We start from the raw sequence: 16,690 nt of genomic DNA, 5'->3' as shown, positions 1-16,690 counted from the left end.
AAAGAACTTTAAATTACTCATCTTTGTGTTTTTATTGCCGATAACATTAATATCAAATTCACGTCATACAAACACTGATGACTCAGGCAAGAGAAAAAATGGAACTGATCGCTTACGATAAAAATGCACTTCAGCAAATCCACGACTGGAAAAACCCACAGCAAGGTTTTCTGACTAAATCATTTGAGTTAATCAGCAAACCTCTAAACAGCGCCGGAGAGTTGGTTCTTTCAACGCCTGTCGTCGGCGAAGCCATTCAATCTTCTGTGCAGGGTCTGGTGGGTGTCTGTAACGATGCCGCACTGTGGTCAGTGCGACCAGAGGCGATTTTCGAAGAGTTCCGTAATGACGGGCATGTCCACATCAATAACTACGAAGATATTGAAACGTTACGTCTTGAGGACATCGATAAAACCGTCGGCTGGCTGGCAGCTAAATACAAGGGCATTGCACTAGCGGAAGGTGCAGGCACGGGCATGATGGGGATTGCAGGGATAACCATCGATATACCTACCCTCATTACATTGAATCTGCGAGCAATCGGAGAGTATGCGACGTATTACGGTTTTGATATCACCCGTCAGGAAGAACGGCTTTTTGCCTTTAACATATTGGGGCTTTCATCTGCTTCATCAGCTATGGCGAAAAACGTAGCCATGGCGCAACTGGTAAAAATATCGCAGCAGGTCGCCAAGAAAGTAGTTTGGGAAGAGTTGGAAAAACAAGTATTTGTGAAGATTATTAAGCAGATTGCCAACAGTCTGGGGATTCGTCTCACTAAAGCAAAACTGGCCCAAACGATTCCTATCGCAGGGGCGGCCGTTGGCGGCGGTTATAACGCCTATTTCACCAGTAACGTCTGCGATGCGGCCTACCACCTTTATCGCGAGCGCTTCCTCGCAATGAAATACGATCCGTCTGTAATTGATATCACGGTAAAACCTGCAGATGATTTTTTGCCCGGCGACGGCGATCCGGTTTTCGAATGAGTAAAAATGGGTCGTTCTTCGACTCTTTTTCCATATGAAAGAATGGTTTCATAAACGATCACTGAATCTGAATAGCTGCAGGTTTAACAGATAATTCAGTAGTCAACTTTCAACCTGGCAAAAAATACCAACTTCGTTTTTGGTAAGAAGCGGACCAAGCAACTGAGTTGATGGTCCGCTATGAGCGAAGAGCGGACATTGCACTTAATTTGCCGAGCAGGCAAGGTGCTTTTATTTTTCTTGTACTGATACCACACCTGAACCGCCAAAGAGCATTCTGATTCCCAGCGCGACCATGACAACACCAGTAAATCGCTCCTGCCATTTGATAAAGGCAGGGTGTTTACCTAGCCAGTTTCCAAATGTTCCTGATGCCATCGCGACTGACCCCAGGGAAACAATTCCTGCCAGTTTCTGGATACTGCCCAGAACAAGCAATTGCAGCCAGACAGGACCCGCAGCGGGATCGACAAACTGAGGAAGAAAAACAAACATAAACAGCAGGGATTTTGGGTTAGTCAGGCTGTTCAGGGCGCCTTCCTTTACAGCATTCCAGTCAGAAATTTTTGATGTTTTCCGCAGCCGCGTATCAGTGCCTGAAGTCGCAATCATTTTTATGCCCAGCCACATTAGATAAGCCGCACCAGCCCACCTTAACAGATCTAGCGCAACCGGCCAGGCATGAACAACGGTTACCAGCCCCAGGACAAGAAAAGAAACTTGCACAAAGCCTGCTACAAATACATTACCCAGTACCGTAAGCAGTGCAATGCGTCTTCCCTGACCGACTCCTCTGGCGATAGTTAGCATCATATCTGGCCCCGGAGAAATCTCCAGAAGCGTTAGCGCGAGAAGGAAAGTTACAAACGTTTCGATGGAAGGCATCCTGGTAGAGTCCGAAAAAATATTTCCGCTACGTTACCTCAGCCCGATGCGAGTCGAAAGCGGAATGTACTGCAACGTCCGCTTCTGGCACCAAACGGACAAGTTAACCATTCCGTGGACCCGAACGTCATCATTCAACATTACGCAGTGCCTGTAAGCGTATTCATTTCCGCAAGCAACCAGCGTTCAAAGCTATCCAGCGCGGCATCATTGATTCCCGTTTCTGTCGGTTTGACTAAACAGAATCGTTTGCTCAGCCTGTCTGAAGCCGGCCAGGGTGAAACAAGCAGGCCGCAGTTCAATTCCTTCTCGACATACATACGCGGCACCAGTGCTACGCCCTGTCCTGCCAACACGGCAGCGATGGCCATTTCATGAAGATCGTACCGCACTCCCTGCGCCGGATTATCAAGGTGTATTCCACTTTCCCGGGCATAGTGATGCCATGCATCAGGATTCTGCCGACGGTGGATGCGCGGCAGTTCGTTTAACTGATGATTGACGTCATGACTGGTCAACAGTGTCGGATGGCAAACAGGCACCAGATTTTCCTGAAACAGAAATTGCGTTCGCATCCCTGCCCATGCGGAGTGTTCAAAATGAATGACCGCGTCAAAGCCACTTCCCGGCAAAATAAATGGATCCGTTCTGGCCGCGATATTTAACGTAATATCCGGGAATAAAGAGGTAAAACCGTTAAGACGGGGAATAAGCCAGCGGCTGGAAAAGGTCGGCAGCACGGCGATATCCAGGCTCTTACTGCCCTCAGGCATTCCCATGATGTACTGTGTATCCCTTTCGAGCCTGTCGAGCGTTTCACGCACGTGATGGGCATAGCGCGTGCCGACAGGGTTAAGCTTTACCCGACTCCCCACACGATCGAACAACTTACAGTTCAGCAAGGCTTCAAGTCGCGCAATCTGACGGCTAATAGCCCCTTCTGTTAAGGATAACTCCTCCGCGGCGCGGGCAAAATTACCGTGCCTTGCGGCGGCATCAAACGCCTGAAGTGACGCACTACTGGGGATTTTCCTGCGCATACCACCTGTTCCTTGCACTGAGCCTGCGACCTGTTCTTATTGAGTAAATATCACTAAAGCATGACTTATTATCGATTTTACACCGTAAAACAAGCTTGTAGCATGATGAAAAATCATTGAGCAACTGTTTTTGCTTGCGCCTGTAACTCATGTGGAGATGAACTGATGTGGTATACCGTGGAATGTTCGTATAACGATGCTGAAAGCGAGGCAGAATGGAATGCCTTCTACAGCCAGCAAAAATTACCTGCACTGCTGTCTGTTACCGGGTTCGCGACATCACAACGCTTTCGTGCCGTCTCACCCGGCTGCCCTGTTTACCTTGCCATTCATACTGTTAAAGATGCAGACACACTCACCAGTGATGATTACGCTTCAAAAGGAGGCGGTAATTTCGCGCGTTGGCAGGCCTGCATTACGGACTGGCACCGTAATCTGTATGAAGCTGAAGACCTTGCTCCAGCCATATCTTCTGATGAAAGGCTGCTATTGAGCGCAAAGCCAATAGACTTTTTAGCAACAGAAATGGGATATCGGGGGCTGGAAATGCGTGCGGCGGGGCTGGATAAATCCCCTGACTATCGCGTTGCTTATGTTTTACCTGTTGAGCATAGCGCCCTGTTTACGGATATGCCCGGGGTGTACCTCTATGTGCCTCTTACTCCGCAATTGCAGCGTGCTGAATAACACCGATTGCTTCCTGAGCAGAACACCTGTTCGCCCACAACAACTCCCGAGGTAATAATGAGCCACCCCCTTCCGTTCCGGCACACTGGAGATTTTCAGATAACGGCTCTGAGCGACGGCACGATGTCAGCCAGTCTGGAATTACTGTCAGGCATTGAAAACGCTGATGCGAACGCCATTCAAAAGAGTGCAGGAATCGCTGAACCAGGCGATATCCATATCAACTGTTACCTTATCCGTGGCCGGGGTCGGGTCATTTTGGTCGACGCTGGCGCCGGGCCGCTGAGCAATGCAGGGGGGCAGCTCATCGCAAGCCTTGCAGCAGCAGGCGTCAGCCCCGACGACGTCGACACTGTTTTATTAACGCACTGCCATCCGGACCATATTGGTGGTCTGCTGGATCCTGAAAAACAGCCGGTTTTTAAGCGTGCTGAAATAATGCTTCATCCTCTTGAAGCACAACACTGGCAGGATGATGAAAAACTCAGCATGGCGAATGAACGCGCGCAACGTAATTTCAGGCTGGCCCGCCAGACGTTAAACGCTTATGCGCAGAAGCTGCGTTTTTTTAACGGGGATAAAATAGCAGGCGCTATTCTCCCGGTAGTGTTACCGGGCCATACGCCCGGGCATACAGGGTTTCAAATCGAGGCGGATGACCAATGCTTATTAATATGGGGAGACATCGTCCACTATCCGCATATTCAGTCCGCGCACCCGGATGTTTCTATTTTATTCGACACCGATCCCGCTCAGGCCGAAGAAACAAGGAAGAATATTATGGAAAAAGCTGCCAGCAAAAAAATGCTCATTGCAGGTATGCACTTAGGCCAGGCAGGCTTTGCCCGTATCCACAGGGCGGGTACTGGATACCGCATGGCCTGGTCTGAGCAATGAATGAGTGGCAGCACTAACAGGCACATTCTCCTGTCGCTGTGTGCCAGGCTAATGGTGTTTTTTATCAAATATGAAGCGCGCCATTCCCTTGCTATTAACGAAAACGGAAGAATGTCGAGGACTCAATGATCACGTTATGCAAAACCTGTGGTACATCCTATGAAATAACCGATATCCATCCAGAACATTGTGATATTTGCGAAGATGAACGCCAGTTCGTCCCCAGGGCCGGGCAGAAATGGATCAATTTTGACGAGATTTGTGCGTCACACACAAATACATGGAGACAACACGAAAGCGATCTTTTCAGCATCCGCACCGTCCCTGACTTTGCGATTAATCAGCGCGCATTTATTCTGCGCACCCCGCAGGGCAATATACTGTGGGACTGCATCGCCACGCTCGACGATGCCACGAAAATGCTCATAACTGCCCTGGGTGGGCTTAAGGCTATCGCAATATCGCACCCTCATTACTACACCACCATGCAGGACTGGGCCGAAGAATTTCACGCCCCTATTTACCTTCATGCCAGTGATAGCCGGTGGGTCATGCGCAGCAGTCCCTGGATAACCTGGTGGGATGGCGACACACTCGAACTGACCCGTGACGTTCATGTGATACGGCTTGGTGGGCACTTCGCTGGCGGCTGTGTTTTGCACTGGGCGCGAGAAGACGGCGTGGTGCTTTCCGGTGACATCGTTCAGGTTACCCCAGGTGCACGCGCCGTCTCCTTTATGTGGAGTTACCCCAATTTGTTGCCGCTGCCAGCCACGACGGTCGGTGATATTATCCAGCGTCTGAGTACGGTAAAATTTAATAAATTGTACGGCGCGTTTGAAGGAAGAAATATCACAGAAAATGCCGATGATATTGTGCGTCGCTCAGGTGAAAAATATATTTCCTGCCTCAGATAGTTCGCAGTGAATAAGGTCCGCTTCTGCTAAAAAGCGGACCTCAAATTAACAAACTTACGCCCTCACCCTGCGGACTTCGGACGTAAATTCTCATCAAACTCCAGCCGTTTGCGGCCAGGCTCTTCTTCACGCAGCGGCTCGACCTGGTGCATGGTCAGCTTACAGCGTTCAACCAGAACCTGATATTCTCGTGTCCCCTGCATTTTCCACTCGATTTCCTGAGCGCTGAGTTCACGTATCGCTTTCGCCGGGCTGCCAATAATCAAATGGTTCGCCGGCATCTCTGCCTTCGCTTTTACGAATGCCGCAGCACCAACAATGCTGTTTTCGCCGATCACCGCCCCGTCCATCACCACCGCATTCATCCCCACCAGCGCGTTACGCCGGATGACACAGCCATGCAAAATGGCGCTGTGGCCGATATGTCCATCCTCTTCCACCACGGTGTCTTGTTCCGGGAAACCGTGCATCACGCAGTTATCCTGGATATTCGCCCCATCTTTCACCACGATACGACCAAAGTCCCCGCGCAGGCTGGCATTCGGGCCAACGAACACCCCTTTGCCCAGGATCACATCGCCAATCAGCACGGCGGTCGGATGAACATAACTCTCTTCAGGTACAACCGGCGTCAGGCCGTCAATTTGATAAACAGGCATCCCCACTCCTTATGCGATATTCAGGCCACCAAAGCGCTGGTAATAGAGCGTGCCAGGCACAGGCAATTCGCCTACCGAGGTTTCACCTTTCTCGCTGACAAACGCCAGCGCCCCCGGCGCTACGCGCTGGTAGATATTAATGCACAACTGTCTTGCGCTTTGTCCTGCCCAGTGCGCCGGGAGCAACTCCTCCGGCAGCAGCGGATCTTTAAGCACAACACGACGATAAAAGTGAATCAGTAGCAGCTGGATCTGGAAGCAACGTTCCGGCGTCAGCTCTTCCGGCGCAGCCTCTTTCAGCAGCGGCAGCAACGGGCGGAAGGAGTCGATAAACGCCTCGTACATCGTATTCTGTTCAGTCAGTTGCCAGCACTCCTCCACACGCGAACGCAGAGCCGCACGGGAAAGCGCCAGCGGTGAATGGGCTTCAAAAAAGATAACGTTTTCCGCCACCCCCGCGTCATGCAGCAACGACTGCACATCTGCCAGATGCTGTGAGGGGGACGCCATCAGGCTCGGGGCCAGCGTGCCAAACCCCTGCCAGATCAGCTGTTTTTTCACGTCAGCGAGGGTGGTTTTATCCAGCCCTTCAGACAATAACAACAGCCATTTACCGTCCCAGGCGGGCAGCTCGGCACGGTAGATTTTATTTTCCGCGCGACGAGTCAGCCTTAACCCTTTATCGCTCAGGCGGTAAAAACTGCGACGCCCGATGCGGGAGACATCCAGCCAGCCCTCTTTGTTGAGGCGAAACAGCGCGGTACGCACAAAACGTTCGCCAAAGCCCATCCCTTCGAGCAGTGCGGCAAGGCTTCCAAGCCAAATCTCGCCACCGCGATGGGAAAGCGCATCACCATAAAGGGAAGAGATAAGCGAAGTACCACTGATGGGAACCGAGCTGACAGCGTGCTGGATAAAGGCGTCGAGTTTATTCATGTGATTCATTCTGTTGTGATTTTTTTCCTGGATGAATCATAGCACAGTTTTAAAACACCCCTCTCTCCTAAGGAGAGAGGGGTTAAGGTTAGCCGTTGGCGGCCACTTTACGCAGGTCGAACACGCGACAGGCTTTGCCTTCGGAGCGCGGGATACTGCCACAGTTAACGATAGTCACGTCCGTTGAGATCCCCACCATCGACTTAATGCGGTGGCGCAGGTTATGGCACACCTGGCAGCGCTGTTCGTGGGTCAACGTCAGGCTACTCTCTTTCAGCTCAACCTTCACAGAAAGCGAATCAAGATGACCACGACGATTCACCTCCAGCTGGTAGTGCGGAGACAGGTGCTCAAACTTGACGATCTCCTCTTCCAGCTGCGACGGGAAGACGTTTACGCCACGGATAATCAGCATATCGTCGCTGCGACCGCTGATCCGGTCCATACGGCGCATAGTGCGTGCCGTACCGGGCAGCAGACGGGTCAGGTCGCGGGTGCGATAGCGGATCACCGGCAATGCCTCTTTGGTGAGCGTGGTGAACAGCAGTTCGCCCAGCTCGCCATCTTCCAGCGGCGTGCCATCGTTCGGGTTAACAATTTCAGGGTAGAAATGGTCTTCCCAGATTGTCGGACCATCGGCGGTTTCAATGCATTCCATCGCCACGCCCGGGCCCATCACTTCTGACAGACCGTAAATGTCCAGCGCGGTAATACCCAGACGTTTTTCGATTTCGCGGCGCATGGCCTGCGTCCACGGCTCGGCGCCAAACACGCCCACGCGCAGGGAGCACTGGCTGGCATCGCCACCCATCTGGCGCTCCAGCTCTTCAATCAGGTTGAGGCAGTAAGACGGCGTTACCATGATCATGTCCGGCTGGAAATCACGGATAAGCTGCGCCTGTTTCTCGGTCTGGCCGCCGGACATCGGGATCACCGTGGCCCCTAAACGTTCTGCGCCATAGTGCGCGCCCAGCCCGCCGGTAAACAGCCCGTAACCGTAGGCCACGTGGATTTTATCTTTCGCGCTGCCGCCTGCGGCACGCAGGGAGCGGGCGACGATGTTAGCCCAGGTATCAATGTCATTCTGGGTGTAACCCACCACCGTCGGCTTGCCGGTCGTACCGGAAGAGGCGTGGATACGCACCACCTGCTCCATCGGCACGGCAAAGGTATCGAACGGGTAGTTATCGCGCAGATCCTGTTTAGTGGTGCACGGGAATTTGCGGATATCGGCCAGCTCTTTGAAATCATCAGGGTGAACGCCCGCCGCATCAAACTTGCGTTTGTACATTGGCACGTTGTTATAAGCATGGTTCAGCGTCCATTTCATGCGCTCAGTCTGCAAGGCCTGTAACTCATCAAGGGACGCGGTTTCGATCGGATCAAGCTTTGTTGTATTTGTCATTGTAGGGTACTCACATTGTATTTCGCTCAAACACGCTCAAGGATCATGGCAATGCCCTGACCCACACCGATGCACATCGTACAAAGCGCATAGCGCCCGTTGCGTCGGTGCAATTCGTTGCTCGCTGCCAGCGCCAGCCTGGCACCGCTCATTCCGAGCGGGTGGCCTAACGCAATCGCCCCCCCGTTCGGGTTAACATGCGCGGCATCATCCGGTAAGCCCAGCTGACGCAACACACCCAGCGCCTGCGAAGCAAAAGCTTCGTTAAGCTCAATGACATCCATATCGTTAATACTTAGCCCCGCACGCTCCAGCACTTTACGGGTCGCCGGAACTGGCCCTAACCCCATCAGGCGCGGTTCGACGCCTGCCGTTGCCATTGCCACAATGCGCGTGCGTGGCACTAAACCTTGTGCCAGCGCCATTTGCTCGCTGGCGATAATCAACGCTGCCGCGCCGTCGTTCACGCCGGAGGCGTTCCCCGCCGTGACCACACCGTTTTTACGAAACGGCGTTTTCAGCGCGGCAAGCTGCTCCAGGGTCGTCTCGCGCGGATGTTCATCAACGCTGACTTCCGTTATGGCCCCTTTTTTGCCCGCCACCAGCACCGGCACAATTTCCTGAGCCAGAATGCCGTTTTGCTGGGCCAGCGCGGTACGCTGCTGGCTACGCAGCGCGAAGGCATCCTGGTCGGCGCGGCTAATATTTAACAATTCAGCTACATTCTCCGCCGTTTCCGGCATACTGTCAGTTCCGAACTGCTGATGCATGAGCGGATTCACAAATCGCCAGCCGATGGTGGTATCAAACATCTCCGCCTGACGCTGAAATGCCGATGTCGCTTTGCCCATCACAAACGGGGCGCGGGACATTGACTCCACACCGCCGGCAATCAGCAGATCGCCGTCGCCTGCTTTAATCGCACGTGCCGCAAAGCCAATGGCATCCAGCCCGGAGCCGCACAGGCGGTTAATCGTGGTGCCAGACACCGTTTGCGGCAGCCCGGCCAGCAGCGCCGACATACGTGCCACGTTGCGGTTGTCTTCCCCGGCCTGATTCGCGCAGCCGAAGATCACATCGTCTATGCGTTCTGCGTCCAGCTGCGGGTAGCGCGCCAGCAATGCACGCAGCGGCACCGCACCTAAATCATCGGCACGGACGCCCGACAACACACCGCCATAACGCCCCACCGGGGTACGAACACCGTCACAAATAAATGCATCACGCATCAGGCTTCTCCTGTCACACTGCCGCCAATGCGGTGAGATTTCCCGCGAAAGAGAGCGACCGTTTTTTGTTGTTGGTTTTGGATTTCAATGTCGTACACGCCGGTCAGTTTGCCCTGATGCTTAACCCGCGCGATGGCGGTCAGCTTATCCCCGGCAAATCCCGGACGCAGAAAGTCGATGGAGCAGCCCGATGCCACCGCCGCCAGCCCCTGACTGTTGCAGGCGTAGGCGAATGCGGTATCTGCCAGCGAGAACAACTGGCCGCCGTGGCAGGTTTTGTGGCCGTTGAGCATCTGCGGGGTGATGGTCATCGTCACCACCGCGTACCCTTCGTCCATTTCGATAATGTCGATCCCCAGCGCCTGCGCGCAGGCATCCTGTTCATACATCGTACGGGCGTTATGCCAGGCGTTATGACTCATAGCTACTCTCCAGAAGCGCACGCTGGCGCAGCAGTGAACAGGGGCGATAGCGTTCCTCGCCGTAATGGCGTTGCAGGTTTTCCAGCAGCGCTAACAGACGTTGCCAGCCCAGACGTTCGCCCCAGGCAATCGGCCCGCAGGGGTAATTCACGCCAAGGCGCATCGCGGTATCAATGTCTTTCTCGCTGGCGACTCCTTTTTGCAGGGCGTCCAGCGCTTCGTTGGCAATCATCGCCACCGTACGCCAGATGAGCAGACCAGGGTAATCTGCAATCTGGACCACCCGTTTTCCCTGCTGTTGCAGCCAGAAAATGGCTTTTTGCGTCGCCGAATGCGGGTTACTGGCGGCCGCGGCGATCACCGCCACATCGCCTTCCATCCGGTCGACCACCACCACCGGGCTGTTTAAGCGCAGCGCCAGCGCCTGGGCGGTCTCCCCCTGGGTTTCAATCAGCAGCAGCTCATCAATTTCTGTGACACCGTCACTTCTTCGTTGCGTATTCATCGGGTTATAGCTGTCGCTGACGGCATCGAGCCACTTCACTTCCGGTTTATTCCCGTTCCAGTCGTACACGCCCTTCCCGCTCTTTTTACCCAGACGCCCGGCCAGCACCAGCTCTTGCTGAACCAGCGAAGGCAGGAAGCGACGCTCCTGCCAGAAGGCGTTGAACACTGAACAGGTCACGGCAAAATTGACGTCCTGACCAATCATGTCGGTCAGCTCCAGCGGCCCCATCGGGAATCCGCCGCCTTCGCGTAACGCGGCATCGATGACTTCGGGCGCGGCCACCTGTTCTTCCAGCGCACGCCAGGCTTCTGAATAGAACGGACGCGCCACCCGGTTAACGATAAAGCCCGGCGTGGACTGGCAGCGCACAGGCTGTTTGCCCCAGCTAGTTGCCAGTTCGCACAGTTCATCCGCCACGTCCGGGGATGTGGCCAGCCCGCTGACCACCTCGACCAGTTTCATTACCGGGGCCGGGTTGAAAAAGTGCAGCCCGGCCACGCGCTCAGGATGATGGATATCTGCCGCAATCGCGGTGACGGAAATGGACGAGGTATTACTGGTCAACAGCGTCTGCGGCTGGCAAATCTCGGCCAGTTGAGCAAACAGCGCCTTTTTCACTTCCAGGCGTTCGGAAGCGGCTTCAATCACCAGATCCGCCGCAGCAAGCGCGTTAATATCGGTTACCGGAATGAGCCGCGCGAGGATCTGGCCGCTGGCATCCGCAGACAGTTTTCCGCGCGTCACGCGGGAGGCCAGGCGCTGACGGATACCGTCAATGGCGCGCGAAATGGCGGCTGCGGCGATGTCGTAAATCAGGACCTGATGGCCGTGGCTGGCCGCCACTTCGGCGATCCCGGCGCCCATCGTGCCGCTGCCAATCACGGCAACAGTGCGAATATTCATCACCATCTTATTTCCCCGTGAAGTTCGGCGTACGTTTTGCCAGGAAAGCGCTCACGCCTTCGCGATAGTCGTCGCTGCGTCCGGCCAGACGCTGGTAATCACGTTCCAGGTCGAGCTGCGCATCCAGCGTATTGGTTTCAGCGGCGTTGATGGCCTGCTTGATAAGCCCCAGGCCAAAGGTCGGCTGGGAGGCAAAGTGCAGCGCCATCTGCTGGGCGGTGCTGGAGAGTTGCTCATCATCCACCACCTGCCAGATCATCCCCCACGTCTGCGCCTGCTCGGCACTCAGTTTGTCGCCGAGCAGCGCCAGACCCATGGCACGGGCGCGTCCTGCCACGCGTGGCAGCAGCCAGGTACCGCCGCAGTCCGGCACTAAGCCAAGCTTGCTGAAGGCCATGACGAAATTCGCTGAACGCGCGGCAATCACCATATCGCAACCCAGCGCCAGGGTTGCGCCCGCGCCCGCCGCTACGCCGTTTACCGCGGCAATGACCGGTTTTGGCAGTCTTGCCAGGCGGCGCACCAGCGGGTTGTAGAAGGTTTCCACGGACATCCCCAGATCCGGCGCCGGGCCGTTCGGGTCGACGTTGCGGTCGTTAAGATCCTGCCCGGCGCAAAAACCGCGCCCCGCTCCGGTTATCAGCAAACAGCGGATGGTGTCATCACGCTCGGCCTGTTTCAGGCATTCGGAAAGTTGCTGATGCATGACATCGTTAAAGCTGTTCAAACGCTCCGGACGATTGAGCGTAATGGTCATTACGCCTTGCTCTACTTGACTCAGAATAAATTCCACAATTAGCGTCCTTTATAGTCGGGGGTGCGTTTTTGTAAGAAAGCCTCGATACCTTCACGGCGATCGTCAGTGGCTGAAAGTAAGGTAAACAGCTGTCGCTCTTGCGCCAGCCCGGCCTGTAGCGGCACTTCCTGAGACTGACGCAGCGCCTGTTTCGCAGCCTGTAACGCCAGTGGCGAGTGGCGCGCCATCAGCGCCGCCTGCTTCAGGGCATATTCCAGCGTCAGCGGCGCAGGGAAGATATCGCTCACCAGCCCGGCGTGTTGCGCCTGCTGCGCGGTAATGCTTTCACCGGTGAGCACCATTTTGCTGGCCAGCGATTTCCCCACGCTGCGAATAAGACGCTGCGTACCGCCAGCACCCGGCATAATGCCGAGGGTGATTTCCGGCAGCCCGAATCGGGCGTTGTCACCGGCGATCACCACATCACACAGCAGCGCAAGCTCACAGCCCGCGCCCAGCGCAAAGCCGTTAACGGCGGCAATCAGCGGTTTAGGAAAGGCGTTGATGCGCGCCCACAGCTGGGGGCGAGTGTCATTCAGCGTGGCGGCCAGATCTTTTTCCGCCATCTCGTTGAGATCCGCGCCTGCGGCAAAGCAACGTTCATTGCCGTAAATCACGCAGGCCGAGATACCGCTGTCCACCGCCGCGGCTTCCAGTTCAGTGGCAAGCTGGGTCAACAGCGCATTGTTCAGGGCATTGCGCGCGGCCGGGCGATTCAGCGTGAGCTGCAACACGCGGCCATGACGGGTGACAATCAGTTCGCTCATGCCATCCCCTTTGCATCAAAGTCGACAATGACGTCAGCGGTTAACGGCAGCGCCTGGCAGCTCAGCACATATCCGGCAGCCAGTTCGTCCGGCTCAAGGCTGTAGTTGGTTGCCATATCCACTTGGCCGCGCACCACTTTGCATTTGCAGGTGGCGCATACGCCGCCTTTGCAGGCATACGGCAGATCAGCGCCCTGACGCAGGGCCGCATCCAGAATGCTTTCGTCGTCGGCGGTCAGGGTGATTTCACGGTCACGGCCATCCTGACGCACGGTGACTTTTTGTCCCTGCGCCTGCACGCTGACGGTACGTTTCACGCCAGAGCCAGGTGTGTTAAAACGCTCAAGATGAATGTTTTTTTCCGGCATCCCCAGCGCTTTTAACGTCGCTTCGGCATCGTCCATCATCGCCGATGGGCCGCAGATAAAAGCTTCGTCATACTGGCGGAAATTGATCAGCGTCTTTGCCAGCGCCTGAAGTTTTTCGCCATCAATACGCCCGTGCAGCAAATCACTGTCGAGGGTTTCCTGGCTGAAGATGCACACCAGTTGCAGGCGCTGCGGGTACTTGTCTTTCAGGTCAGCCAGCGCCTGACGGAACATCATGCTCTGGCTGCTGCGGTTACCGTAGATCAGGGTGAAATGGCTGTTCGGCTCGGTGGTCAGCGTGGCGGACAGGATCGCCAGCATCGGGGTGATCCCGGAGCCCGCAGCGATAGCCAGATAGTGGCCTTCGCGCCCGGCCTGTGGCTGGTAGCCAAAGTGCCCCTGCGGAACCATGACCTCCAGCGCCATGCCCTGTTTGATCTCATCCCGGGCGTAGCGTGAAAAACGCCCGCCTTCGATGGCTTTCACGGCCACGCTGATTTCGCCAGGCGTCACGCTGCGACAGATAGAGTAGCAGCGGCGCAGTTCATCGCCGCCCAGCGTGGCTTTAAGGGTCAGGTGTTGCCCCGGACGAAAGCGGTAAGCCTCCTGCAATGCCTGTGGGACCGCAAAGGTAATGGTCACCGCATCGCGGGTTTCAGGTTCTACTTTTGCCACAGTTAAGGAGTGAAACGTTGTCATGGCAACCTCAAATACATTTGAAATAGTCGAAAGGTTCGCGGCAGCTATTGCAGCGATAAAGCGCCTTGCAGGCCGTCGAACCAAATTCACTGATAAGCGAGGTGTCGGTGCTGGCACAGCGCGGGCAACTGACTTCAGCCGGAGCATGGGCGTGGCAGCTGTGGCCGACGGGCGGGCTGATGCCATATTTACGCAGACGCTCGCGGGCATCGGCGGTCATCCAGTCGGTGGTCCAGGCAGGCTCAAGCTGCAACACGATATGCACAGGGGTAAAGCCGTGCGCCGTCATTGTTTCGCGAATGGCACCCAGCAGGTGTTCCGTTGCCGGGCAGCCCGAATAGGTTGGCGTAAAGCCAATCACCCAGCCTTCACCCTGTGCGGTAACGCTGCGAACCATCCCTAAGTCGGTGATGGTCAGTACCGGCACTTCCGGGTCCGGGATCTGGCTTAACAGCGACCAGATTTGCGGGATTTCCGCAGGCGCAATCTCGACGAAACGTTGCATAACCGCTCTCCTTACCACTGCTGACCCGGGTAGACACGCTGGAGATATTGCATCTCTGCCAGCATCGGCCCCAGGTGTTCGGTGTGCAGCCCTTTCTTGCCGCCGGTGCGATACGCCACTTCTTCTGGCACGTGCAGTTCGGCTTCCTGCAATCCGGCAAACACTTCGCTTTCCCAGCCCTGACGCAGTTCGCGAGGGTCAACGGCAATACCTTCCTCAATCAGCGCCAGCTCAACGTCATCGGCTTCAAACAGCTCTGCCGTAAAGCGCCACAGGTTATCCACCGCCTGCTGCATCCGCTGTGCGGACACTTCCGTGCCAGCGCCCAGACGCACCACCCAGCCACGGCTAAAGCGCAGGTGATAACGCGCTTCTTTAATCGCTTTCGCGGCAATGGCGGCCAGCTGGCGATCGCGGCTCTGGGTTAACCGGCTGAACAGCTCCACGTGCCAGGCATCCATAAAGTACTGGCGGGCAATGGTGTCGGCGAAGTTGCCGTTCGGCTGTTCCACCAGCAGCAGGTTGTGGAACTGGCGTTCATCGCGGCCAAAGGCCAGCGTGTCTTCATCGCCCTGGCCATCAAGCTCTGCCGCGTACGTCAGGAAATTACGCGCCTGCCCAAGCACATCCAGGCCGATATTGGCCACCGCCAGGTCAATTTCCAGCTCTGGCGCGTGGCCGCACCAGGCGCCAAGACGCTGTGAAAGCACCAGACCGTTGTCGCCCAGACGCAGGGCATATGCAGTTGTCGTTTTCATCCCTGACCTCACATGTGCTCGATGCCATCAGGGATGGTGTAAAACGTCGGGTGGCGGTAGACCTTGCTTTCCGCCGGGTCGAAGAACTCACCGCTCTCTTCCGGCTGTGAAGCCACGATCTCACTCGCTTTCACCACCCAGATGGAACAGCCTTCGCTGCGACGGGTGTAAGCATCACGTGCATTTTCCAGTGCCATGCGATCGTCGGCAGCATGAAGGCTCCCCACATGACGGTGGGACAACCCTTGTTTGGATCGCACAAAAACTTCGTATAACGGCCAGTAGACATTACTCATTGTTGTTTCCTCTTATGCGACCTGACGGGCGCGCTGTTTTTCTGCGTGCACCAGTGCGGCTTCGCGCACCCACGCCCCGTCTTCCCAGGCTTTTCGCTTTGCGGCCAGGCGTTCGTGGTTACACACGCCGCGCCCGTTAATCACGTCGTCAAATTCGTGCCAGTCAATTTCACCGAAGCGGTAATGACCGCTCTCTTCGTCGAAACGCAGGTCGGCATCCGGTACGGTCATACCCAGCATTTCCACCTGCGGTACGGTGTTATCAACAAAACGCTGGCGCAGTTCGTCGTTGCCAAAACGTTTGATTTTCCAGGCCAGGCTGCGGGCGCTGTTTGGCGAGTTGTCATCGTTTGGCCCGAACATCATTAATGCCGGCCACCAGAAACGGTTGATGGCGTCCTGCAACATCTGACGCTGGGACTCACTGCCCTGTGCCAGCGCCATGCAGGCTTCAAAGCCCTGACGCTGGTGAAAGCTCTCTTCTTTACAGATTTTCACCATCGCGCGGGCATAAGGGCCATAAGAGGTACGGCACAGGGCCACCTGGTTCACGATGGCAGCACCGTCCACCAGCCAGCCGATCACGCCGATATCGGCCCAGCTCAGCGTCGGGTAGTTAAAGATGGAGGAGTATTTCATCTGACCGTCGAGCATCTTCTGGTAGATGTCTTCCCGCGCGCAGCCCAGCGTTTCCGCCGCACTGTAGAGATACAAACCGTGTCCGGCTTCGTCCTGCACTTTCGCCAGCAGGATCGCTTTACGTCTCAGCGTTGGGGCGCGGGTGATCCAGTTCCCCTCAGGAAGCATCCCGACAATTTCGGAGTGCGCATGTTGCCCAATCTGGCGGATCAGCGTCTTGCGGTAGGCATCAGGCATCCAGTCCTGTGGCTCGATGGCCGTCTCCTGCGCTATGCGCTGCTCAAAGCGTTGTTCTTGTGTCACATCATCACCCTTATGATTCGTTAACTTGCTGCGTTAAGTGAAATGGTGAATCACTTCGTTTCTTAAAAGTTACACAAAGGTT

19 protein-coding genes are annotated in these 16,690 nt (G+C 55.6%); 4 read left to right on the top strand and 15 right to left on the bottom strand.

The window, feature by feature from the left end:
- Nucleotides 1-98 precede the first annotated feature (98 nt).
- Nucleotides 99-989, top strand: coding sequence for an EcsC family protein (locus N1249_RS10390; protein WP_259837499.1), 891 nt, complete (start codon nt 99-101; stop codon nt 987-989).
- A 231-nt stretch (nt 990-1,220) separates the two neighbouring features.
- On the opposite strand, the gene N1249_RS10385 is transcribed toward N1249_RS10390, so the two are convergent.
- The gene (locus N1249_RS10385; RefSeq protein ID WP_259837497.1) at nt 1,221-1,874 is read right to left on the bottom strand and encodes a LysE family translocator; all 654 of its coding nucleotides are present in this window, start codon (nt 1,872-1,874) and stop codon (nt 1,221-1,223) included.
- Between the two features lie 140 nt (nt 1,875-2,014).
- Nucleotides 2,015-2,914 (bottom strand): LysR substrate-binding domain-containing protein, encoded by a 900-nt coding sequence (locus N1249_RS10380; protein WP_259837494.1) that lies wholly within the window; start codon nt 2,912-2,914, stop codon nt 2,015-2,017.
- Nucleotides 2,915-3,079: 165 nt separating this feature from the next.
- Between N1249_RS10380 and N1249_RS10375 the strand changes: the two genes are divergently transcribed.
- From N1249_RS10375 to N1249_RS10365, 3 genes are all read left to right on the top strand, one after another.
- The gene (locus N1249_RS10375; protein ID WP_259837490.1) at nt 3,080-3,601 is read left to right on the top strand and encodes a sugar ABC transporter; all 522 of its coding nucleotides are present in this window, start codon (nt 3,080-3,082) and stop codon (nt 3,599-3,601) included.
- A gap of 57 nt (nt 3,602-3,658) precedes the next feature.
- Entirely contained in the window at nt 3,659-4,498 is an 840-nt protein-coding gene (locus tag N1249_RS10370) for an MBL fold metallo-hydrolase (RefSeq protein WP_259837488.1), read from the top strand.
- A 125-nt stretch (nt 4,499-4,623) separates the two neighbouring features.
- Nucleotides 4,624-5,415, top strand: coding sequence for an MBL fold metallo-hydrolase (locus tag N1249_RS10365; protein WP_259837486.1), 792 nt, complete (start codon nt 4,624-4,626; stop codon nt 5,413-5,415).
- 62 nt (nt 5,416-5,477) lie between these two features.
- Here the strand turns inward: N1249_RS10365 and paaY are convergent, their stop codons facing one another.
- The 13 genes from paaY to paaA form a co-directional block, all read right to left on the bottom strand.
- Entirely contained in the window at nt 5,478-6,074 is a 597-nt protein-coding gene (gene paaY, locus N1249_RS10360) for a phenylacetic acid degradation protein PaaY (RefSeq protein ID WP_259837484.1), read from the bottom strand.
- Between the two features lie 9 nt (nt 6,075-6,083).
- Complete coding sequence (paaX, locus tag N1249_RS10355; RefSeq protein ID WP_014070179.1) at nt 6,084-7,019, bottom strand: phenylacetic acid degradation operon negative regulatory protein PaaX; 936 nt, start codon at nt 7,017-7,019, stop codon at nt 6,084-6,086.
- Between the two features lie 79 nt (nt 7,020-7,098).
- Complete coding sequence (gene paaK / locus N1249_RS10350) at nt 7,099-8,415, bottom strand: phenylacetate--CoA ligase PaaK (RefSeq protein ID WP_259837481.1); 1,317 nt, start codon at nt 8,413-8,415, stop codon at nt 7,099-7,101.
- A 26-nt stretch (nt 8,416-8,441) separates the two neighbouring features.
- Nucleotides 8,442-9,644: a 3-oxoadipyl-CoA thiolase gene (gene pcaF, locus N1249_RS10345; protein ID WP_259837479.1), complete on the bottom strand. Its 1,203-nt coding sequence runs from the start codon at nt 9,642-9,644 to the stop codon at nt 8,442-8,444.
- Entirely contained in the window at nt 9,644-10,066 is a 423-nt protein-coding gene (gene paaI, locus N1249_RS10340) for a hydroxyphenylacetyl-CoA thioesterase PaaI (protein ID WP_014070176.1), read from the bottom strand. The genes pcaF and paaI overlap by 1 nt, the downstream gene beginning before the upstream one ends.
- On the bottom strand, nt 10,056-11,483 hold the full coding sequence (gene paaH, locus N1249_RS10335; RefSeq protein WP_259837477.1) for a 3-hydroxyacyl-CoA dehydrogenase PaaH: 1,428 nt from the start codon (nt 11,481-11,483) through the stop codon (nt 10,056-10,058). Before paaH ends, paaI begins: the two co-directional genes overlap by 11 nt.
- Nucleotide 11,484: 1 nt before the next feature.
- Nucleotides 11,485-12,273, bottom strand: coding sequence for a 2-(1,2-epoxy-1,2-dihydrophenyl)acetyl-CoA isomerase PaaG (paaG, locus tag N1249_RS10330; RefSeq protein WP_259838073.1), 789 nt, complete (start codon nt 12,271-12,273; stop codon nt 11,485-11,487).
- Complete coding sequence (gene paaF / locus N1249_RS10325) at nt 12,273-13,040, bottom strand: 2,3-dehydroadipyl-CoA hydratase PaaF (RefSeq protein WP_259837476.1); 768 nt, start codon at nt 13,038-13,040, stop codon at nt 12,273-12,275. The genes paaG and paaF overlap by 1 nt, the downstream gene beginning before the upstream one ends.
- A complete protein-coding gene (gene paaE / locus N1249_RS10320; protein WP_259837468.1) occupies nt 13,037-14,107 on the bottom strand; it encodes a 1,2-phenylacetyl-CoA epoxidase subunit PaaE in 1,071 nt (356 codons plus the stop codon). The genes paaF and paaE overlap by 4 nt, the downstream gene beginning before the upstream one ends.
- Nucleotides 14,108-14,114: 7 nt before the next feature.
- The gene (paaD, locus tag N1249_RS10315; protein WP_259837466.1) at nt 14,115-14,612 is read right to left on the bottom strand and encodes a 1,2-phenylacetyl-CoA epoxidase subunit PaaD; all 498 of its coding nucleotides are present in this window, start codon (nt 14,610-14,612) and stop codon (nt 14,115-14,117) included.
- Between the two features lie 11 nt (nt 14,613-14,623).
- Nucleotides 14,624-15,370: a 1,2-phenylacetyl-CoA epoxidase subunit PaaC gene (gene paaC, locus N1249_RS10310; protein ID WP_259837464.1), complete on the bottom strand. Its 747-nt coding sequence runs from the start codon at nt 15,368-15,370 to the stop codon at nt 14,624-14,626.
- An 8-nt stretch (nt 15,371-15,378) separates the two neighbouring features.
- Entirely contained in the window at nt 15,379-15,666 is a 288-nt protein-coding gene (gene paaB, locus N1249_RS10305; RefSeq protein ID WP_003857353.1) for a 1,2-phenylacetyl-CoA epoxidase subunit PaaB, read from the bottom strand.
- Between the two features lie 12 nt (nt 15,667-15,678).
- A complete protein-coding gene (gene paaA / locus N1249_RS10300) occupies nt 15,679-16,608 on the bottom strand; it encodes a 1,2-phenylacetyl-CoA epoxidase subunit PaaA (RefSeq protein ID WP_259837463.1) in 930 nt (309 codons plus the stop codon).
- Nucleotides 16,609-16,690 lie beyond the last annotated feature (82 nt).

The sequence above is a fragment of the Enterobacter sp. CP102 genome (assembly GCF_025152625.1).
GTDB classification, from domain to species: domain Bacteria; phylum Pseudomonadota; class Gammaproteobacteria; order Enterobacterales; family Enterobacteriaceae; genus Enterobacter; species Enterobacter soli.
The sequence above is the reverse complement of the archived record's forward strand: the minus strand, read 5'-3'. Positions and strand labels throughout refer to the sequence as shown.